This window comes from Flavobacterium sp., from assembly GCF_031422135.1.
Taxonomy (GTDB): Bacteria; Bacteroidota; Bacteroidia; order Flavobacteriales; family Flavobacteriaceae; genus Flavobacterium.
On sequence record NZ_JANOQD010000003.1, the window covers coordinates 17,402 to 40,263 of the forward strand.

Sequence of the window (22,862 nt, forward strand, 5' to 3'; positions counted from 1 at the left end):
CCCAATATGAAAATTAAAATTATTGTTGCAACATTATTAATTGGGTTAATTGGATTAGGTTATTATTTTTATTATAAAAATTCTAAGGATAAAAATCTATTTGAAAATGAAGAAGTATTTTTAACAAGTGAAGAATTAACAAATAGCACCCAAGAAAGAGAACTTTTTATATTTGAAAAAGACAGAGGCTATTTGGTAAAAGGAAAATTATTAGATTTAAAATTCAAAGAAGAATACGACAAAATTCCAGATACACTTGCTGTTTTAGAATTTGGAGATAAACTTTATTCTTCAGAAAATGATCCTCAAGAAATGGTTTCAGTGCCTTGCTTCAGTTTATTTGAAACGAAGAAAACGGCAAAAGAAATTGATGCTTCCAGCGAAGATTATAAATTTGACAATTTAAAAAAATACTTAAAACTTACGGATTCCGGAAAAGCGGAATATCCGATAGAAAGCGATGGTGGTTTTATAAATCAAGAAACGTATAACGAAAAATACGGAACAGAATTTATTTATTTGAGTCAAAAAAGCATACCATATGCAATAAAACAAGTTTTAATAAAATATTTGAACGAAAACGAAAGTGAGAACTATACTATCGCCGAAACAGATCAAAGAAGTATCTCATCATTAATTCAATATGGTTTTTTTACACAAAATAAATTTAATGAATGTGCAATTGTTTTAAGATCAAAAGATCCAAGTGAGCCAAATAGTGCAGAAAAACTTCTTGTTTTTGCTTATAATAGAAATCAAAAAGTTTATTTGTTGTACAGCAAAACTTTTTATAGTAAAATAATTATTGAAACTAAAAGTAATGAGGACGAGAAATATAATTCTCAAATCTATATGGACAGTGAAGAAAAATTATTAAATGGCACTCCAGCTTTACTAATAAAATTTAAAGACAAACCAAACATGGCATTGGTTTATGATGATGAGTTTGATCAAATGACAGAATACATTCAGAAACCAAAATCAGAAATTGAAAATTCTGAATCAGAAGAATAAAAAAATTCCAATCTAAATTTTAGACTGGAATTTTTTTTATTTAGTTGAACCTTATTCATTTTCAAAATCATCTATTGATTTTGTTTTAGTCTTTTTTTCTTCCTCAGACAATTTCATATATTCCTCTCTAACATTCTTAATTTCGCACAATTCACTTTGAATTTCATTTTCATCATAACCCATATAAGTCATTTCCCAAAGACAATGCGCTATGATTTCTAATTCATTAAATTCAATACAAGTTCGCTCACTAATAGTCATTCCCAACCATTTACTCCAAGGCTCAAATTCGATAGCAACTCCATTAGTTATTTCGTTAGTGCTTTTTTCATTAACTCCGTACACATTAGCAAAACATAAATCTCCCGTTTCATCATCATATTCTTGATCGATTTCAATTTTTATGTCATTAATATCAACCTTCATTTCTTGAAGATTTCCATATACTTTTTTGTATGCTTCAATACTTTCCGATTGGTCAGGATACAATTTGAGCAATGTCATTTCAACACTCAACCAATTGTTACTACGAATAATTTGAGCTAATTTCATATTTTACGATTTAAGTATTTTAATCACTTTAAAAAAATCTAATATCTGAAATCTAATATCTAAATTTATTCCTTGGCAGCCAAATATCGTTCCGCATCTAATGCTGCCATACAACCTGTTCCAGCAGCAGTAATTGCTTGTCTGTACACGTGATCTGCTGCATCGCCAGAAACAAAAACACCAGCTACATTAGTTTTTGATGATCCAGGCGTATTTACAATATAACCTGTTTCATCTAGTGTAATAAAATCTTTAAAAATATCGGTATTGGGTTTGTGACCAATGGCTACAAAAAATCCAGTTGATGGAATCTCGAAAGTTTCATTGGTAGTCTTGTTCAAGGCTTTCACACCTGTAACCACTTGACCATCGCCCAAAACTTCTACCGTATCGTGGTTCATTAAGATTTCAATATTTTCAGTTTTACGAACACGAGCTTCCATTATTTTTGAGGCTCTAAATTTCTCACTACGTACCAACATCGTTACTTTTTTACATAACTTAGACAAATAATGCGCTTCTTCACAAGCAGAATCTCCAGCACCTACGATTACTACTTCTTGATTTCTATAAAAGAAACCATCGCAAATAGCACAAGCAGAAACGCCACCACCCATTTTCAAGTAGTGTTGTTCCGATTCTATTCCTAAATATTTTGCCGTAGCTCCTGTTGAAATAATTACTGTTTCACAATGCAATTCTTTGCTATCGTTGATCCAAACTTTGTGCACATCACCTGAAAAATCAACTTTGGTAGCCCAACCATCACGAACGTCAGTTCCAAAACGCTGTGCTTGTTGTTGTAAACCAACCATCATTTCAGGACCCGTAATTCCTTCAGGATTTCCAGGCCAATTTTCTACTTCGTTAGTCGTTGTTAGTTGTCCACCTGGTTGTGTTCCTTGGTATAAAACAGGAAACATATTGGCTCTAGCAGCATAAATTGCAGCAGTGTATCCCGCAGGGCCAGAACCTATTATTAGGCATTTTATTTTTTCGATTGTATCAGACATATATTTTTATTTTTGAAAGGCAAAGGTAAACTTTATTATAAAAATTTCACAGCCAATTAAATCCAAAATAACTATGCGTTAATAAATTTTATTTATTTTGAAATTTCCTTTTGAAAACTAAAATATAAACCTATATTTGCACTCGCATTTACGGAGTGTAGCGTAGCTTTTTAACTCGTACATATCCAAATCGGAAAAGTTCTTAAAAAATTGGTTTTAAACCGAAAATTAAATACAAGTTTTCGGGGTGTAGCGTAGCCCGGTTATCGCGCCTGCTTTGGGAGCAGGAGGCCGCAGGTTCGAATCCTGCCACCCCGACAAAATCCTTTTCACTTTGTGGAGAGGATTTTTTGGTTAGTAACTAAAAGGAATTTCAGAAATATAATATTTGAAATCATTTTCTCTGTAGCCAAAGTATACTGGCGAAAAATTTTCTATTTTACTTAAATCTATTTTGAAACAAAAAATTTCATCTGAATCAATTTTTTCTCTTTTACCACATTCAATCATTTCACCATCTAAACTTACCAAACAAAATGATTCAATATTTAGAATTTCCTTAGTTTTATTGATATTTTGCACTGATATTTTAATAATCATATTATCGTATTCTGACTGAATCAAAAAATTATTAATTAATACTTTAGAACAAAAATTAAACCAAAAATAATCTTTCCTGTAGAGTTGAAGTAATTTAAAAACTAACCTGTCAATATTTGTAAATGGGTTTAAACTATAAATCGGATTTTCGTTTTCTGAATAAGAGTTTCTCAACATTATAGCTCTTTCAATTGCACTATTTACATTTGGATGATAATCAGAAAATAGAAAGTTTTTATTTTTTCCACTATATTCTAAATAAGATTGATTAACTAATCTTCCACAAACACAATTTAAACCTTGACAATCATCTTTATGAGATTTACTTCCACAATAAAAATGCTCCTTTTTGCCTTTTGACAAATTCTTTCTGCACATTGATTTTTCGAAAGCAGTAGAATTTTCTTCAAAATGCAATAAAAGCCAATATTCGAAAGCTATGCTTGTGAATGCAATATTGACTCTCTTTCCATTTATCTCAGTTTCCGCTAATTCAAAAGCTTCTTTATGTTTTGGATGTCCGTCTTTGTCAAAAACAGCCCAAACTTCATCGAAAGTTTCATCCTCAAGTGCAAGTTGTGCTTCTCTGACATAACTTAAAGGCTGTGCCTTATACATTTCTTCTATTTCGATTGTTGGAACAATTACATCTTCATTTTGAATTTGACGCTTTCTACCACCATCTCTAACTTTAGATTTAGGCGCCTTTTTATCCTCTTTTACTACAGACTTTGGTCTAACATCAATATAAATTTTTACGTCTTGTTCTATGAGAATGTCGTAAATTTGCTCAAAATAATTAGGCTCAGAAACTTTACCTTCACAAACAATTAGAATGTTTTTACGAAACTGGTTCATTCTCAGAAAATAAAGATTCGATTGATTTAATTTTTGGTAAACCTCCAAATTTACCTGCCAAATACCATTTTTCAAAAGGTATATCTTCTCTTAAACCATCGAAATCTTGTAATGAATATAAATCAGTTGAACCTTTATTATCTTTTTCGGCTATCCAAATTTGATCTCTTCTTATTAAATCCTTATCTAATAAAGTCACATCGTGTGTAGTAAAAACGAGCTGTGCGTTTTTATTATTTATAGTTTTAGACTGAAAAATCATAACAATCATTTTTGTAATAAATGGATGAAGACTGGTGTCTAACTCATCAACAATTAATACTCCTCCCTTTTCTATTGTACTTAAAATCTCTCCTCCTAAAACATATAACGATTGAGTTCCAGTTGACTCTTCCATTAAAGGTAAAGAATCTGTACCAATAAATTTATTCTTATTATACATATCGTGATTGCCAAAAACTAAAAAAGGATTTTTTTCAATCAGTGCTTTTGTTTCATCATTTAAATTTTCATCATCTACACGAACAATATCAATATCATTAACTTTTGTATCAACTGCTTTAATTAATTTACCTACACGCCCTTTTAAATCATTGTTTTTAAATAACTCTCCACTTACTTTTCCTAAAAGGTAATCTTTATGCTTTTCATTTGTAGCATTAATTACATTGTAATTTTTAAAATATAAAAAAACTTCTGTAAGTAATTCGTGTGGTTCATCGTCACCAAACTTGGACAATATTAACTGATTTTCAAAAACACTTATTTCTTTATTCTTAAAACTATCTCCTAAAAATCCTTTTTGAATTCTTTTAGAATCATCAAAAACTTCACGGGTAAATATTCTTGTAACTTTACCATTTGGATAATAATCCAATTGCTCTTCAAGCACTTTTTTGTCTTGAATTGAAAATTTATACAAATATTTTATCTCAGAATTAATAAATGTTAATTCAAATTCAGAAGGTTTTTCTTTAGTTTCTACGTCAAAAATAAAAGGATTATAAATTCTTGGTTTTTCATCAACTTTTGGCTTGTTTAAAATAAAATTAACAACTTCAAATAAAGCCCTAATAATATTAGATTTTCCGGATGCATTTGCACCATATATAACAGATGTTTTAACAACACGCTGTTTCTGACTATTTGCTAATGTAAAATCAGCTATATTTTCCGATTTTTGTTCTGAAGAACCAGCCTCCATAGTAAAAACAGTTTCTTCTTTGTAAGAACGATAATTTTTTACTTTAAATTTTAATATCATAATAAATTACAATTTGATTCTTGTACAAAAATAGCGAAAAATAAATTATTAAAAGCAAAACTAAAGATTAATATCTATTTTATGTTGTTTTTAAACAAAAATAACCTCCTAACCCCTAGCCCAAATTGCAGTGAAAAGCTTTTTGAAGTTACTGACTATTTTTTGTTGGAGAAAAAAAGCGACCAACGGAAGCTCTTTTTTGGACTTACAAAAAAAGTCTGGAACGAAAAAACTTGAAACGAAAAGTTGGAATAGCTTCAAAAAAATATACAAAGCAGCCACAAATGCCTTTAATGTAATTGATAAATCAAAAACATTCCTATATTTACAATTACTAATATTAAGTTATTGTTATGGAGATTGTTTTACTTATTGTTTTACTGGTTTTTTTGTTTATTACAAAAAATTCAATCAACTCAAGATTTGATTTTTTACAAAATAGTTTAGAGGATTTAAATAGAAAAATTAATGCTTTAAAATCTGGTGAGATTGTTCTCGATGATGAAAAATCTACAGAAAAAGTTGCAAAAAATATACCTATTGCTCCTATCGAAGAAGAAATAAAATCTATTCCTATTGTTGAAGAGGTAAAACAGCCTATTGTAATTACTGTTATAAAACCAGTTGAAGAAGAGAAAAAAGAACAGATTCTTGCGGCTGCAGATGCTATAAACACACCTGTGATTGAGCCTAAAAAACCTTTTGTTCCTATTGGTCAAAAACCTTATGTGGCTGTTGGCGATAATCCGAGTAAACCTTATGCTTCTGTTAAACCTAAAAAATCGTTTATAGAGAACTTTAAAGACAATAATCCTGATTTGGAGAAGTTTATTGGTGAGAATTTAATCAATAAAATAGGAATCTTGATTTTGGTTCTCGGAATTGGATATTTTGTGAGCTATTCTATCGATAAAGGTTGGATTCCAACACCTGCAAGAGTCGGAATTGGAATTTTATCTGGTGCAATAGTGCTTGGTGTTGCTCATAAATTACGAAAACTTTATGTTGCTTTTAGCTCGGTTTTTGTGGCTGGAGCCATCGCAATATTCTATTTTACGATTGCCATCGCTTTTCACGAATACATGCTTTTTGGTAAAGAGGTTGCGTTTTCGATTATGGTCTTAATCACTGCATTTGCTTCGCTTATAACCATTTCTTATAATCGACTCGAACTGGGAATTCTAACTCTAATTGGCGGTTTTGCTGTTCCATTTATGGTCAGTACTGGCGAAGGAAATTACATTGTTTTATTTACTTATATTCTGATTTTAAATGCTGGAATTTTGGCGATTGCTTACCATAAAAAGTGGCACATCATCAATGTTTTGTCCTTTATTTTTACATCCATTTTATTTTTGGCTTGGCTTAATAAAGAGAAATATGAAACTCCACAACATTATTTGGGCGGATTAACTTTTGCATTTGCATTTTATTTATTATTTATGGTCATCAATATCATTAATAATATTCGAAATAAAGGAGAAGTTTCTAAAACACAATTGGCATTGCTAACGGCAAATACTTTCGTTTTTTACGGATTTGGAATTTGGATATTGTCTGATTATCAACCGCATTTAAAAGGTTTATTTACCACATTTGTTGGAGTATTAAATTTGATTTATGCTTGGTTTTTATACAAAAAATTCGGTATCGACAAAAATGCTATTTATTTGTTAATCGGGCTAACATTGACGTTTATAACATTGGCGGTGCCTATTCAATTTTCTGGACATTACATTACTTTATTTTGGGCTGGTGAAGCAGTTTTATTGCTTTGGTTATCACAAAAATCAAGTATTTCGAGCTACAAGTTTGGCTCAATAATCGTTCATTTTTTAATGTTTGGAAGCCTTTTACTCGATTGGAGTAATTTTTATGCTGGCAATTCGATTTTGCAAATCGTTTTAAATCCAATTTTTATAACTGGAATTGTTGCAATCGCATCTTGTTTTGGCGTTTATTATTTGTTGAAAAACGAAACCGAAAGCATCGAAAAATTTGGTTTGACTTTCAATCCAGAAAAATATAGAAAATTTATTTTCTTAATTGGAATCGTTCTTGCTTATTTTGTCGGAATTCTTGAAGTCGCTTATCAAGCTGCTGATTATTTCCCAAATTCACCAGCACTAACAGCTATTCCTGTGGTTTATCATTTGCTTTTTAGCGCAATTTTGTGTCATTTCTTATTGAAAAAAGATACAGAATTCGGAATTCAAGCCACAACATTATTGGCAGTTGCAAATATAATATTGTACACTTTTGTGTTTTCGAATCTAGCTTTCACTGAACATTCAAATTATATATCGTCAGGAATTAACGAAAATATTGTTTTCTACTTGCATTATGTAATGTTAACTTTCACAATTTATTTTGGCTATTTATTGTATAAAATGAATCGAGAAAATGAGCTTTTAGATTTTTTCAAAAAACCAATTTTTATATGGATTGGATCATTCTTCATCATATATCTTGCCTCATCAGAAGTAATGCTTCACGGATTAATTTTAAATAATTCGCCTATAACAATGCAAGAAGTTTTGAAAGACAATCCTGCGATTATAAAAGATAAATATTCGATTGAAAACAGCAAATCTTATCTTGGGCAATATCAAATAGCCAATGCTCGCGAAACAATTTTAAAAACAAGTTTCCCGGTTTTATGGGGAGCATTCGCATTTATTTTCTTGGTTTTTGGTATAAAAAAACCATCAAAAACAATGCGAATTATTGCATTGTCATTACTTGGATTGACAATTGCAAAACTCTTCATTTATGACATAAGCAACGTTTCCGAAACCGGAAAAATCATTGCATTCATACTCTTAGGTGTTTTGATTTTGATAATTTCGTTTGTATATCAAAAATTAAAAGTTTTGGTTTCCGATGATGTCAAACCCGAAATCAAGACAATTGATTCTATTCAAGAAGAAAATTCAAACAACGAAAACAATGATGAAAATAAATAAAATCATCCTTTTTTTGCTGATAGCAAATATAGGAATGTCCCAAAATTTAACTACTGCAAAAATAATAAATGTAACCAAAGATGGTTTACACACCATTGTTTTACCAACACAGATTCGCTCAATTTCCAAGGAAGATTTATCCGATTTTAGAATTTTGGATTCCAAAGGGAATGAGGTTCCTTATTTTTACAATAATACAAATGAATCTACAACAACTAGTAATTATGTTGAATATAAAATTATTTCTGAAACTGCAATACCAAAAAAACAAACCACAATAATTTTCGAAAATCCAGAAAAATCAATAAGTTCTTTACTATTATCCATTGCTAATTATGATGGCGAAAAAACCTATAATTTATCAGGAAGCAACGACCAAAAACAATGGTATGGTTTGTCGAACAACAACGTTTTATCAGAATTGAATGCAGCCGAAGATTTAAATATTACAAAAACAATTTCGTTCCCATTGAATAATTATAAATTTTTAAAAATCGAATTAGACGATAAAAAATCCTTGCCCATTAGTATTCAAAGAATCGGAAATGACAATTCGCAAACTAAATTTGGTGATTTATTGCTTGTTGATTATGCTGATAAAGAAATGATAGATTTAAAATCTGAAAAGAAAACAAAAATTCATATTTTGTTTGATAGCAAGCAATTTCTAAATCAAATTAGATTCAAAATTACAGAACCAAAATTATACAAACGAACTGTACGGGTTTTCAAACTAGAAACCCGCAAAATCAAACACAAGTTTGAAACGTTTGAAAACGAAATTTCAAATTTCGAATTAAGCTCAGATTCTCAAAATAATTTTAATTTATTCAACATTCACGAAAAAGATTTTTATATCGAGATTGAAAACCAAGACAATCAACCATTAAAAATTTCAGAAATCAAGTTTTTTCAAGTTCCAATTTCGGTTATTGCCGATTTAAAAACCAATGAAAATTATACGATAAAAACAGGAAATTCAGATACAATTGCGCCAAATTATGATTTAGAAAATTTTAAAAATTCAATCACAGTTGCACTTCCAGAAGCCAAAATTTCTGAAATTGCAATACCTAAATTAGGAGCTAAAATTATTCAAGAGAAACCCCTTTGGGAACAACCTTGGTTTATGTGGGTTTGTATTAGTATTGGTGGAATTGCAGTTTTATATTTCTCAATGTCCTTAATAAAAGATTTAAATAAAAATAATATATGAAACAAACAACACAACTCGCACTTTATGGAGCAATAGCCATTATAATTGAAAGAACTATTTATTTAATAAGCAACCTTTTGAGTTTGGATATTTTTGGTTCAAAAATTTATATTGCGTTAAATACTATCGAAATTATTGGATTTGTTTCAATAGCTAACTTTTTCTATGTTTTATACCAAAAACAAAACAATAAAACCAACAGTAATGAGTAAGGAAATTGACGATTTACTTGAAATAAATTCAGAACAAGATACACTCGAAACAGCAATCAAACCTAGGAATTTTATTCCATATTTTTCCATTCATTTAGGTATTCTAGTTGTACTCATTGGCTTACCGTATTATCTTATCGAAATTAGCAATGGATCAAATGACGAACTTTTAATAGCCATCGTTTTTGCTGTCTTATTTTTAGTGTTTTTGGTGGTTTTAATAGTCGAAACCATATATTATCAAGTTACAAAGAAATTCCAACTTAGAAATTCTGCACTAGTTACAATCTTGATTTCAATTCTATCAATGATGGGGTTATTAGTTTTTCTAGGGTTGTAAAAGTATTATGTTTTTTTAATTTCGCAAAAAATTAAAAAATCTTCTCACTAAATATTCTTATTTTTGCCAAAACAAACTACACAACAATGTTAATAATAGGCATCGCAGGCGGTACAGGATCAGGAAAAACAACAGTAGTGCATCAAATTATGAACGAGCTACCTGATACCGAAGTGGGCATCATTTCGCAAGATTCATATTATAAAGAAACACATAATTTAGCCTACGAAGAAAGAGCACTCATCAATTTCGACCATCCCAGAGCCATCGATTTTGAACTATTAGTGAAACATCTAAAAGACCTAAAAGAGGGCAAAACTATAGACCAACCTGTCTATTCATTTGTTACACACAACAGAACAGACGACACCATTTCGACTCATCCACGCAAAGTAATGATTGTTGAAGGCATACTTATACTAACAAATCCAGAGCTTCGTGATATGTTTGATGTTAAAATTTTTGTTCACGCCGATTCAGACGAGCGATTAATCCGAAGACTAAAACGTGATATCGCCGAGCGCGGTCGAGATATGGAAGAAGTTTTAAACAGATATCAAACAACACTAAAACCAATGCATCAGCAATTTATCGAGCCAACAAAAGCCTTTGCCGACATTATTATTCCAAACGATAAATTCAACACCGTAGCCATCGACGTCGTTAGAGCGGTAATAAATCAAAGAATATCATAAATTATTAATTATATTTAGGAGCTATTTCCCGCTATTTGTTACAATCTTTTCTTTTTTTGTCCATAGACAAGCTCAGGATGACAAAAAAAGAAAAGTATTTTCAGTACAAACGAAGTTCACTGAACTCCGATGAAAATAGAAATAATGTGAAGCAATCGAGGCTAAAAAACCGCAAAAAATGAAGAATCCATTCCAAAACCAACCTTGGTATAAATTCATACTAAACAAATATGTTTTAGTCTCCTTGTTTTTTGTGGTTTGGATGCTATTTCTAGATAATTATTCCTATCTAGATCATAGATTATTAAACAAAGAAGTAAGCGAACTCGAAGACAACAAAACTTATTATCAAGACGAAATAAAAAAAGACAATAGCCAAATAAAAAAACTAAAAAATCCTGCCGAAATCGAGAAATATGCACGTGAAAAATATTTTATGAAAAAAGACAGCGAAGACATTTATATCATAGAATTTGAAGGAGACACTCTTGAAAAAAAATAAATTTCAAAATTCAAATCCTAAATAACAAATCAACAGAAAACTAATCATCGAATAAACCATAATGAAAAATCTATTTCAAGACTTCGAACCCGTAACTTCCAAACAATGGAAACAACAAATCCAGTTTGAACTCAAAGGTTTAGATTATAACGAAACTTTGGTATGGGAAAGTCCAGAAGGCATAAAGGTTAAACCGTTTTACCATAGAGACGAAGATCAAAAAACCATTTCTATAAATACGAAAGCTTCACCTTTCAAAATTGTTCAAAACATTTTTGTCTTTGATGTAGAAAAATCTATCAAAAAGACAAATAATTCGATTGCTCGTGGTGCAGAAAGCATCCGCTTCACAATCGAAAATGAAGAAATAGATAGTGTAAAATTACTCTCGGAAATTGATTTGGTTAAAATTCCAGTTTATTTGAATCTGAAATTTCTTTCGACTGATTTTCTAAAAAAAATCAACCAAATAGCACTTTCACAAAATGCTATTATTCATATTCAAGTAGATCCAATTCATCAATTACTTACCGATGGCAACTGGTTTGAGACGGTCGAAAAAGACAATTTTGACGTTTTAAATTCCGTATCAAACCAGTGCAAGAATATTTCGTTTATCAATATCAATGGAAGTACTTATCAAAATGCAGGTGCCAATATGGTACAACAACTCGCTTATATTTTAGCACACACAAACGAATATTTTAACCAAATAACAACCATCCAGCAACCTATAACCATTGAGGTTTCGGTAGGCACCAATTATTTCTTCGAAATAGCAAAAATTAGAGCTTTACGATTGCTTTTCAATACTCTAGCAGCCGAATATAACCATAGTTTAGATTGTCATATTATAGTAACACCAACCAAACGCAACAAAACTTTATACGATTATAACACCAATATGTTGCGCACCACAACCGAATGTATGAGTGCAGTTTTGGGCGAAGCAAATGCGATTTCAAATCTAGCTTACGATGCTATTTATCATAAAGACAATGAGTTTGGAGACAGAATTTCACGCAATCAATTATTGGTTCTCAAACACGAAAGTTATTTTGATGTAGTTAATAATCCAGCCGACGGAACGTATTACATAGAAAGTATCACTTCCCAATTGGCAGAAAAAGGATTGTCATTATTTAAAGAAATCGAAGCCAATGGCGGATTAATCAAACAACTCAAAGAAGGAAATATCCAAAAGAAAATACAAGAAAGCGCTCAAAAAGAACAAGATTTATTCGATTCAGGCAAAGAAGTTTTGCTAGGAACCAACAAATATCCGAACAAAAACGACAAAATGAAAAACGATTTAGAGCTCTTTCCTTTTGTAAAAGTGAAACCTCGAAAAACTTTGATTACGCCCATAATTGAAAAACGATTGGCTGAAAAAATGGAGCAGGAAAGGCTATCTTTAGAATAAATTTCAGAAATAAAGTTTATATTTACATCAATAAATTATAAGTTATGGAAGCGATAAGACAAACTGTAAAAGTGAAAAATCATTCATTCAAAATTACTTTGCCTAATGATTTTAATGCTGAAGAAGTTGAAGTTATTATTTTTGCTAAACAAGATAATTTTATTCTAACTGATGAAATGAAAGAAATTCTGGACAGTAGAGTAAATGAACCAACCGAGGATTATTTAACATCCGAAGAATCTATAAGTAGGCTAAAAAAAAAGTATGAAATTTAGGATAATAATTTCTCCAAGAGCTCAATTTGAAATTGAAACCGCAACAGATTATTATTTCGAAATTAGTCGTATAGTACTAATCCATTTAACGAAAGGCTAACAGAAACGTACAACTACTTAAAGATTAATCCTTATTTTCAAAAGCATTACAAAAATTTTAGAGCCGTTCCAATAAAAAAGTTTCCATATATTCTCTTTTTTACAATAGACGAAGATAAAAAGCTCATAAAAATTCTTTCTTGTTTTCATACTTCAATAAGTCCAAAAAAATATCCAAAATATTTTTTTATAAAAATTATTACAAATGAGAAAAAACATCCAACATATCACAATAGAAAATTCCAGCAAAACTGTCATTCCAGTTTATGCTGAGCGCAGTCGAAGCACAGTCGAGGAAACATTTATTACAGCCGAAGGAATTGAACTAAAATCAACCTATACTAAACAAGATATTGAGAATCTCGAACATCTTGATTTTGGCGCAGGATTTACACCCAATCTACGTGGGCCTTACGCCACAATGTATGTGCGTCGTCCTTGGACAATTCGCCAATATGCAGGGTTTTCGACCGCCGAAGAAAGTAATGCTTTTTACCGTCGAAATCTTGCCGCTGGTCAAAAAGGACTTTCGGTAGCCTTCGATTTGGCTACACATAGAGGTTATGATTCCGATCACGAGCGTGTAGTAGGCGATGTAGGAAAAGCGGGCGTTGCGATAGATTCAGTGGAAGATATGAAGGTCTTATTTGACCAAATTCCACTGGATGAAATGTCTGTTTCTATGACAATGAACGGTGCTGTTTTGCCAATTCTAGCTTTTTATATAGTAGCTGCCGAAGAGCAAGGAGTCAAGCCTGAACAGCTTTCAGGTACGATTCAAAATGATATTTTGAAGGAATTTATGGTGCGTAATACTTATATATATCCGCCAACTCCATCTATGAAAATCATTGCTGATATTTTTGATTATACCAGCAAAAAAATGCCTAAATTCAACTCGATTTCAATTTCAGGCTATCACATGCAAGAAGCGGGAGCTACGGCTGATATTGAAATTGCTTATACATTGGCAGATGGATTAGAATACATTCGAACAGGATTATCAACTGGAATGAAAATCGACGAATTCGCTCCTCGCCTATCGTTTTTTTGGGGAATTGGAATGAATCATTTTATGGAAATTGCCAAAATGCGAGCCGCTAGGATGATTTGGGCAAAATTGGTCAAACAATTCAACCCAAAAGACGAAAAATCGTTAGCTTTGAGAACACATTGCCAAACATCAGGTTGGAGTTTGACCGAGCAAGATCCGTTTAACAATGTGGCTCGAACAACCATAGAAGGTATAGCAGCAGCTTTGGGCGGAACACAATCGTTGCATACCAATGCATTAGACGAAGCCATTGCTTTACCCACCGATTTTTCCGCTAGAATTGCAAGAAATACACAAATATATTTGCAAGAAGAAACTAAAATTACCAAAACGGTCGATCCTTGGGCTGGTAGTTATTATGTAGAAAGTTTGACAGCTGAAATTGCTGACAAAGCTTGGACTTTGATAGAAGAAGTCGAAGCACTCGGTGGAATGACCAAAGCCATAGAAGCTGGAATTCCAAAACTACGAATTGAAGAAGCCGCAGCAAGAAAACAAGCTAGAATAGACAGTAGTCAAGACATTATTGTCGGTGTCAATAAATACAGATTAGAAAAAGAAGATCCATTGCACATTCTCGATGTGGACAACCAAATGGTTCGCAAACAACAGGTCGAACAATTAGAGCAAATAAAAACCACTAGAGATAGTGAAAAAGTGCAGAATTCACTCAAAAAATTAATACATTGTGCACAAACTGGCGAAGGCAATTTATTAGATATTGCGATTGAAGCAGCGAGAAACAGAACCACATTAGGCGAAATTTCAGAGGCGCTGGAAACCGTTTTTGGAAGATACAAAGCACAAATTAAAACCTTTAGTGGCGTGTATAGCAAAGAAATTAAAAATGACGAAAGCTTTGAAAAAGCAAAACAATTAGCAAACGAATTTGCTAAAAAAGAAGGTCGTCGTCCTCGAATTATGATTGCCAAAATGGGACAAGACGGTCACGATCGTGGTGCCAAAGTTGTAGCTACAGGTTATGCCGATGTTGGTTTTGATGTCGATATAGGGCCACTTTTTCAAACTCCAGCAGAAGCTGCAAAACAAGCTGTTGAAAATGATGTGCATATTCTTGGCGTTTCTTCGTTGGCAGCTGGACACAAAACCCTTGTTCCGCAAGTTATTGAAGAGTTAAAAAAATATGGTCGTGAGGACATTATGGTTATTGTAGGTGGCGTTATTCCTAAGCAAGATTACCAGTTTTTGTTTGATACTGGGGCAGTAGCTATTTTTGGACCTGGAACAAAAATTAGTGAGGCTGCGATTAAAATTTTGGAGGTTTTATTGAAAGATTAAGATAATATATTATGAAAAAAGCTTTAATATTATTTTTAATAGCGATTATAGGTCATTCAAGTAGTGCGCAAGAATATTGTAAATTTTTACCCTATTATTATAACAACTCCTATGGTTTGGCTAACGATAAACAAGAGAAAATAGTTGAACCAAAATATAAAAGGCTTGAAATAATTAACGAATTTTCTTTCGCCCTGTTTGATAATGTACATTGTTATAATTTATCTACAGGAACCTATGCAAAAATAAACCAATCCGAGAACAATTCTTTTGTAGTTATTGATAAAGAACTTTTTATTTTTAATTCCAAACTCAATACCCTAATTAGTCCGTTTAGTAATAAAAAAATCTCATTAAAGATAAAATACAAGTTTATGTATAACCAAAATTTTTATGACTATAAATCTAAGAAAAGTTATGATTTAATTTTTGCATCAACAATCGATAATAAGAAATTGTTTTTAAAAAACAATATAGCTTTATTACCCGCAATTACTGGAAAAATTAATTTCGAAAATTATCATTTAATGAGCTGCACCGTTGATAATTTTATAAGAAATATTGGTATTTATATTTTAAATAATGACAAATCAATTACATCTTATAATTATGATGGAACTCAATCTTTTAAAATTAATACTACTGATTTCGAAAAAACAACAGAATATGCTATCGAATTTAAAGAAAGTGTACATCAAAAATTTGTCGATTTTTATGGATTTGAATCCGAGTTTTACCCTGAGTTTTTTTCGTTGAGCGATATGGGAATGACAAATTCTGGAAGGTTTTTTAATCGATTTATTGATAACATTCAACTAGGCGATAATTATTTTTTAAAAAAAAATAATTCTAATTATATATTAAAAGGTTCAAAAAATATTAAATCTACTGATACAGAATTCGATAATATCTATCATTTTTATAATTCAGAAACTTTACATTACATAAAATTCACAAAAATTAGTACACAAGAAGAAATTCAACTATTTGCAAATCATCCAAAAATAAATCCTGCTATTTTAATGTGCCCAAAAGATGTACTTTTAAAATTTGAGCTACTCCAGTAATTTTATTTGAAACATTACTTTTTATTTTTTTTATAAATTTCAATTTGATTAGCAACAGCAGTCGGTCGGTCTGACGATAAAATAAAGATTCCCTTATTTAAAATGTCTAAATAAACCAAATCATTTTTTGCAGCCGCACTTTTATCAATATTACCCATTGTTCCTAAAATTACACCCATTTTTTCATTATGAAAATATTGTATAACATCATCTTTAGGAACGGTTGTACCAATAAATGCAATAATATTTTCTTTATTTACACCTACACTTAACAAACGTTCAATATCTTCCTTACCTCTCGCTGATACTGATATCATTACCTTATTATGCAATTTCGCAACCTCAGCTGCTTGATCAGCAGTGTACGTTATTATTACACAATAATTTTCGGCTTGGTGTTTTTTAACTGCATCAACCACCATTTTGTAAGGCACTTCTCTTTTCACATCTAAAGTATAAATTACTTTATTTTTGCCCCATTTCAAAATACTATCTAGGGTCTGAATTTTATAATTGGTAAGATTTCCATCATTATCTTTTAGAAAAAAATTTTGTAATTCGGCTAAGGTAAAATCTCCAATTTTTCCAGTTCCTGTTGTAGTTCTCTCCAATTTATTATCGTGTAGCATCACTAAAATCGAATCTTTAGTAATTGAAATATCTGTTTCAATAATTGCTGGATTAGTTTTTATTGTATTTTCAAAAGTAGCGGTGCAATTTTCGGGAAAATTGATTGTTGGTCCACCCCTATGTGCACTTACAAATGGTGTGTTATTTCCATTATATTTTAATGTTTTCTGTAGACTTTTAAACGATGTGATTTTTAAATAAAAAGGATTTTGGGCAATTATTTGAAAAGTAGAGATTAGAAAAATTAAGGCAATATGAAGTTTTTTCATAATAGTTTTTTAGTTTTAACAAAAATAAAAGCTAATAATTTAATCGGCGTAATTATTATGTTAAAAAAAACATAAACCAATCGCTAAATATTTTTTATATCGAAATTTGAAAAATATAATTTTCTGCTTTTTGGCACCAATTAAATTTTAAAAAAAACATAACTTTGCAAAAATTAAAAATTGAATAAAAAAATCTACTTATCATTATTCGTACTACTAGCAAATTTTACATTTGCACAACGAGGCTATTTTGATGCGCCTTATAAAAGTTACGAAGCCAATTTAGGAACTTTGACAAATGGAGCTGTTGCAACTTCAAAATCTTATGCACAATCAGACCTGCAATCTGAAGCTTCAGACCAAGTTTGTGTAAATATGTCAAGCACAAATGCAACTATTTCTTGGAATATTACCGAAGCTGCTGATGGATTAGTTATTCGTTATTGTGTTCCTGATGGACAAACAGCAACCATTGGAGTTTACAATGGCACCACAAAAGTTACAACACTAACCTTAACATCAACTTGGTCTTGGGAATCACTTTGGAATAATGGAAATCCAAATAATACAGGTATTACAAACCTAAATGCAAAAATGCGATTTGACGAAGTTCGATATAAGCTTCCATCAAAAATTCTGGTTGGAGGAAATCTAAAATTAATTAGAGAAACTGGAAATCCTCACATTGATTTTGCCGAATTAGAACCAATTCCAGTAATCGTTTCCGCTCCAACAGGAGCTGTAATTTATAGTGGAGACGGAAGTGATTTACAAACTTTTATTGATTCAAATGGTGGTCAAAAAATATTTATACCAAGCGGTGTTTATACTATTAATAGAAAATTATATTTTGGAAACGCTAATACTTCCTTATTAGGAGCTGGTATGTGGTACACTCAATTAAACTTCACTAATACTTCGTATCTTAATGGCGGTGGTGGATTGCAAGCGAATGCTACTAATATTAGTTTTGCCGATTTGTATTTGACAACAAATTTAACTTCTAGAAACGATGGTTATAAAGCTATAAATGGTGTATTTACCGCAACATCAACAATAAAAAACATTTGGGCAGAACATTTTGTTTGTGGTGCTTGGATTGCACAATACAGCACTGGACCAGCTATTGCAGATGGTTTTACATTATCATATTGTAGATTTAGAAACAATTATGCCGACGGAATTAATTTATGCAAAGGGACTTCAAACGCCATAGTTGAGCATTGTAGTTTTCGAAATAATGGAGACGATGACCAAGCCATTTGGAGTGCAAACAATCAAGAATGCATCAATAATACGTTCCGTTATAACACTTCCGAAAACTGTTGGCGTTCTGCTGGAGTAGCCATCTATGGCGGAAAAAACAACAAAGCGCATCATCTAATTATAAAAGATAATTTGGAAGTAGGAATAAAAGTGAACAACAATTTTGCTGGTGCAGAATTTAATAGTTTAGGCATACATGAATTCAATGACATAACAGTTATTGGTTGTGGAACATTTAATAACACTTATAATAATCCCGCAGCGGCAATTGACATTTTTTGTACTGCAACTTCTGGTACACAAGTAAAAAATATAAAATTTTCTAATATTGATATTATTGATGCAAAAAATGACGGAATTTCTATTCAAAAATTTGCTGGAGATGGCATTTATAATGTTGCCTTTGAAAATATTAACATTAACGGAACTGGGAAAGAATATCCAAGCAATAATATTGAAAATTCGACAATGAAAAGAGGACACTTCCTAATTTACAGAGGTTACCCTAATGGAAATGGACGTTTTTGCGGTATGAATTACCAAAACCGAGGTGGAGATGCAATTTACAATGTCAATTTTACAGAGATTGGAGCATTTACTGCAACTGTAAACGCAACTTGCACCTTATTATCTGAAGAATTTGAAAATAATAAAATCTCTATGTATCCAAATCCAGTTGAAAATATAATGATAATTGACAATTTAGATTCAGGGAATGAAATTAAAATTTACGATTTATCGGGAAAATTATTATTCCAAATGAATTCAAATGCAACTAACGAAAAAATTAATATGGACTTTTTAGCCTCTGGATTTTATCTATTATCTATCAAAAATGATACTAGCATTAAAAATATAAAATTTTTGAAAAACTAAGTACAAAAAAATCCTAACAAGCTTTTAAACTTGTTAGGATAACAAACAAATCACTAAACTAATCTAATTTATTATAATCTCTGCTAAATTCTCATTTTCTCTAACTTTTCCTAATTGAATTGTTTGAAGCTTTCTTTCGGTTCTACCATTTTTGGTAGTGTAAATTTCGACCATAACTGTTGTTGGTCCATTTTCTGTTAAGGCACTTTCCCCATAGAAATTGGTTTTGATTTGGAATTTTCCTTTCACTGTATTACGCAGTAAATATTGTTCTGGACCATATCCTTGAGTAAAATCTTTAGAGAATTTTGCTCCTATTTCGGTACTAGTGTGTCCATAATAACATTCTTCGTTAGTTGGTTCCACTATGTGTAAATCAATATCAGTATCCATCTGGTTCCAATTTAAAATAATACGCACTCCGATAGGCATTGCATTCAAATATTTCTTATCCAATTTATCAGTTTTAATACTGGAATGTTCGGAAATCATTCTGTTAATATCCATCAAAATAATATCTTCTACACCTGAATATTGTCCGCTCATACTCCCAAAATAGTTTACTTCAAGAGCTTTTACTAATTCATCAAAACCCGCTTGATATTGTTTGTTGTCTTCTAACGTCAAACCTAAATCACGATGACTTTGTGGTTCGAATGTTCTCCATTTTGCGACTTGATTTGCTGTAAACAATGCATCATCATAAGCTTCCCATTGACGCAATTTATACGTTAATGATTTGTATAATTGATGATTTTCAAGACCTAAATCGGCAATATTACTTAAAATTAAAAATGCTTTTTGTTTGTTTCCAATACTATAAAAATAATTAGCTACATCAAAATAGAAACTAGGATTATTCGATTGTTCCTCTCTCAATTGTAAGTAAACGGAATATTTTTTATCCATTGGAGCAGCATCAATTGCTTTTAGATAAATTCTATCTGGATTCCAAGATTTCGCTTTGATATTTTGCATTTGTTCACGACCATAATCGCCTTCTTCGTTTAAAGAATCTCTTAAAGCAACACTTGACGAAGCGCCAACAGCTCCATTATTAGAAATTTGTACTCCTTCAATTTTTCCAGATAAAGCATTTACGATAGGAAATGCTTCGGAATCAGCTTCTTTTTGTTCAATTGCATTCGCCCTAATAGTTTGGCTTGCATAACCTACTGATCTTTGGTTTCTGCTTACAGAATAAGCAGTTACGACAACTTCACTCAATTGTGCATTACCATCTTCTAATTGAACATTATAAACATTTGCATTCCTTAATGTAACTTCTTTGGATTCCATTCCTATAAATGAAAATTCTAATTTGTCACCCACATTTGCACGAATAGAATATTTTCCATCAAAACCAGTGCTTACTCCTCTATTTGTACCTTTCACAATTACATTTACACCTGGAATCGGGCCTGAAGCATCCGAAACCGTTCCCGTAATAGTACCATTAGCCACCCCGCTTGAAGTAACCCTTCCAGTTCCTGAATTTCTAGTTGTATTTCTTGAAACTACTTTTCTTGGTTTTACAACCTTTTTAGGTTTTGGTTTTTCATATTTAGTGTTTTTATCCCACCAAGTAGACAATTGACTGTGATAAGAAGCTACATTGTTCCAATTGTTTTTTTGTTCTGCCAATCTATTTTCTCTTTGCTCTTTGATAATTCTATCATATTCGGCTCTTAATTCTGTTGGAGGTACAATATCATATTGAATGTAATCGTTGATATCTTCCAAGACTATTAATGAAGTATTTTGGGTAATAATACCATATTTTTTGCCCAATACTTCAATTTCGACTGCATTTGCTTTGTATTGGATTTCAAGATTGGCAATTTTCTTTTGTGCCCAAAGTTTTTCTATATTCAAATTGTTTGATGAATGATTTTTTGCATCAATTATAATTTTCTTTTCTAAAATAGCAATCTCATTATATCCAAAAAGCAATATGATTTCATTTTGTGCCTTCAAAGAAATTCCTGAAACACTAAAACTCCCTGAAACTGGCGAACCAATCATTGGATACAATTCGGTTACTAAATAATTGTCTTTTACACCTAGAAATTTTAAACTTTGATACATCAATTTATCTAAAGCTTTGTCAACATTTAATACATTCAAATTGATAAAACTGCCTTTCATTTTCATTGCATTGTAATTTAAAAAAGCATAATCGGCTGTTGCCAATGAAGTAATGCTATAAAGTGGCTTATTTATTTTATCCAATTGATTATCACTCAAAGTCGAAAGTCCGTCAGTAAAAAATAAATATTCGTCATTTCCCTCTAATTTAATTTTGGAGAAACGAGTTCCTCCATCATAGATTGCATTCTCTAATTTTGCTTTTAAAACAGACCAATTCCCATCAGCAATTATATAAACCTCATCTTTTTCAAAATGGTATCCCAACCAATACAAAGTCACTTTTGTGTTTTGCAATTTCTTAAAATAGTCATTTAAAAGATTTAATTCTTTTTTCAAATCTCGATTTTTACAGCTCAAGGAAACATCCCAAATTAAGCCTATGGAATTTGGATTTTTCTTTAGTATTTTATTACTTTCAGTAACCATATTGGCATAAAAATAATGTTGATCATTAACAGATTGTACAACCACACTTGAAATTTCGTGTTGAATAGGGATTTTGATGGTGAACTTTTCCGAAGGTTTATAATTTTGTTTTTTAATACTTGTTTGGTACGATTGATTCCAACTTGCTTCGCTAGATTTATCAATCGCAATATCATTAATAGTTGGAATCGAAATAGCTCCTATGACAATAATATTCAATTCAAATTTCTCTAATTCTCTAGAGTAGCTACTAACCAGTTGATATGCCAAATTGTTTTTATCAAAACTGGATAACTCTTCTTCGTAACCAATAGTGACAATTCTTTCTTTATTAGGAAGTATCGGATAAATTCTAGTTCTAAAATTATTTCCTTCTACTTTTTCGAGCAATCCTGGATCTACTCGACGGTGAATTACGGCTTCAAAAACTTGCTTGCCCATGCTTTTATTTACAGGAACAGCATCTCGCATTTTTCCATTAATGTCAATTGCATAACTAGAAACCGAAACACCTTCAGGCAACGGAAACAATAATTCAGCTTCCATTGGAGTGGAGTTAGTGTTTGTGAAGTGCATTTCGGCTGTGGTATAAGCAATATTTCCAACAACTTTTACATTGACAATTAATTCGCTCATCTTAACTTGAGCTGAATCTTTTCCTTTTACATTCAGTTGAGGACTCTGTGCATTAACAAAAAAACCAAACAAAAACATCGAGGCAAGCAGTATTTTTTTCATAATAATTAGTTTTAAGCATTTGTAATAAACTCCATTTCTTATAAAGAGGCTATTTTT

General features: G+C 31.1%; 18 protein-coding genes and 1 tRNA gene. 13 read left to right on the forward strand and 6 right to left on the reverse strand.

Translation table 11 applies throughout. The features are described from left to right. The first annotated feature begins 6 nt into the window (after positions 1–6). Positions 7–1,014, forward strand: a complete 1,008-nt coding sequence (locus tag RMO70_RS00250) for a hypothetical protein (protein WP_310554410.1) — start codon at positions 7–9, stop codon at positions 1,012–1,014. Positions 1,015–1,065: 51 nt separating this feature from the next. On the opposite strand, the gene RMO70_RS00255 is transcribed toward RMO70_RS00250, so the two are convergent. After that, positions 1,066–1,566, reverse strand: coding sequence for a DUF6557 family protein (locus RMO70_RS00255; RefSeq protein ID WP_310554411.1), 501 nt, complete (start codon positions 1,564–1,566; stop codon positions 1,066–1,068). A 65-nt stretch (positions 1,567–1,631) separates the two neighbouring features. Beyond that, positions 1,632–2,579: a thioredoxin-disulfide reductase gene (trxB, locus tag RMO70_RS00260; RefSeq protein ID WP_310554412.1), complete on the reverse strand. Its 948-nt coding sequence runs from the start codon at positions 2,577–2,579 to the stop codon at positions 1,632–1,634. Between the two features lie 243 nt (positions 2,580–2,822). Here trxB and RMO70_RS00265 point away from each other — a divergent pair. Further along, a tRNA-Pro gene (locus RMO70_RS00265) sits at positions 2,823–2,897 on the forward strand. A gap of 36 nt (positions 2,898–2,933) precedes the next feature. Here the strand turns inward: RMO70_RS00265 and RMO70_RS00270 are convergent. Then, a complete protein-coding gene (locus RMO70_RS00270; protein WP_310554413.1) occupies positions 2,934–4,037 on the reverse strand; it encodes an RloB family protein in 1,104 nt (367 codons plus the stop codon). Next, entirely contained in the window at positions 4,021–5,301 is a 1,281-nt protein-coding gene (locus RMO70_RS00275; protein ID WP_310554414.1) for an ATP-binding protein, read from the reverse strand. The genes RMO70_RS00270 and RMO70_RS00275 overlap by 17 nt, the downstream gene beginning before the upstream one ends. A gap of 353 nt (positions 5,302–5,654) precedes the next feature. Between RMO70_RS00275 and RMO70_RS00280 the strand changes: the two genes are divergently transcribed. The 10 genes from RMO70_RS00280 (at position 5,655) to RMO70_RS00325 (ending at position 16,449) form a co-directional block, all read left to right on the forward strand. Next, positions 5,655–8,267, forward strand: a complete 2,613-nt coding sequence (locus tag RMO70_RS00280) for a DUF2339 domain-containing protein (protein ID WP_310554415.1) — start codon at positions 5,655–5,657, stop codon at positions 8,265–8,267. A 34-nt stretch (positions 8,268–8,301) separates the two neighbouring features. After that, on the forward strand, positions 8,302–9,483 hold the full coding sequence (locus tag RMO70_RS00285; protein ID WP_310554416.1) for a hypothetical protein: 1,182 nt from the start codon (positions 8,302–8,304) through the stop codon (positions 9,481–9,483). Continuing rightward, positions 9,480–9,695, forward strand: coding sequence for a hypothetical protein (locus tag RMO70_RS00290; protein ID WP_310554417.1), 216 nt, complete (start codon positions 9,480–9,482; stop codon positions 9,693–9,695). Before RMO70_RS00285 ends, RMO70_RS00290 begins: the two co-directional genes overlap by 4 nt. After that, positions 9,688–10,035 carry a hypothetical protein gene (locus RMO70_RS00295; protein WP_310554418.1) on the forward strand — a complete coding sequence of 116 codons (348 nt, stop codon included), beginning with the start codon at positions 9,688–9,690 and terminating at the stop codon, positions 10,033–10,035. Before RMO70_RS00290 ends, RMO70_RS00295 begins: the two co-directional genes overlap by 8 nt. A gap of 86 nt (positions 10,036–10,121) precedes the next feature. Further along, the gene (gene udk / locus RMO70_RS00300) at positions 10,122–10,730 is read left to right on the forward strand and encodes a uridine kinase (protein WP_310554419.1); all 609 of its coding nucleotides are present in this window, start codon (positions 10,122–10,124) and stop codon (positions 10,728–10,730) included. Between the two features lie 178 nt (positions 10,731–10,908). After that, positions 10,909–11,232, forward strand: coding sequence for a septum formation initiator family protein (locus RMO70_RS00305; RefSeq protein WP_310554420.1), 324 nt, complete (start codon positions 10,909–10,911; stop codon positions 11,230–11,232). 58 nt (positions 11,233–11,290) lie between these two features. Then, entirely contained in the window at positions 11,291–12,655 is a 1,365-nt protein-coding gene (locus RMO70_RS00310) for a methylmalonyl-CoA mutase subunit beta (RefSeq protein ID WP_310554548.1), read from the forward strand. A gap of 44 nt (positions 12,656–12,699) precedes the next feature. After that, a complete protein-coding gene (locus tag RMO70_RS00315; RefSeq protein WP_310554421.1) occupies positions 12,700–12,930 on the forward strand; it encodes a hypothetical protein in 231 nt (76 codons plus the stop codon). A 304-nt stretch (positions 12,931–13,234) separates the two neighbouring features. Next, positions 13,235–15,382, forward strand: coding sequence for a methylmalonyl-CoA mutase (gene scpA / locus RMO70_RS00320; protein ID WP_310554422.1), 2,148 nt, complete (start codon positions 13,235–13,237; stop codon positions 15,380–15,382). Positions 15,383–15,393: 11 nt separating this feature from the next. Next, positions 15,394–16,449: a hypothetical protein gene (locus RMO70_RS00325; protein WP_310554423.1), complete on the forward strand. Its 1,056-nt coding sequence runs from the start codon at positions 15,394–15,396 to the stop codon at positions 16,447–16,449. 14 nt (positions 16,450–16,463) lie between these two features. On the opposite strand, the gene RMO70_RS00330 is transcribed toward RMO70_RS00325, so the two are convergent. Further along, entirely contained in the window at positions 16,464–17,348 is an 885-nt protein-coding gene (locus RMO70_RS00330; RefSeq protein WP_310554424.1) for a glycerophosphodiester phosphodiesterase family protein, read from the reverse strand. 180 nt (positions 17,349–17,528) lie between these two features. Here RMO70_RS00330 and RMO70_RS00335 point away from each other — a divergent pair, with 180 nt between their 5' ends. Continuing rightward, positions 17,529–19,490, forward strand: a complete 1,962-nt coding sequence (locus RMO70_RS00335) for a T9SS type A sorting domain-containing protein (protein WP_310554425.1) — start codon at positions 17,529–17,531, stop codon at positions 19,488–19,490. A gap of 63 nt (positions 19,491–19,553) precedes the next feature. On the opposite strand, the gene RMO70_RS00340 is transcribed toward RMO70_RS00335, so the two are convergent. Then, entirely contained in the window at positions 19,554–22,805 is a 3,252-nt protein-coding gene (locus RMO70_RS00340; protein ID WP_310554426.1) for a VIT domain-containing protein, read from the reverse strand. Positions 22,806–22,862 lie beyond the last annotated feature (57 nt).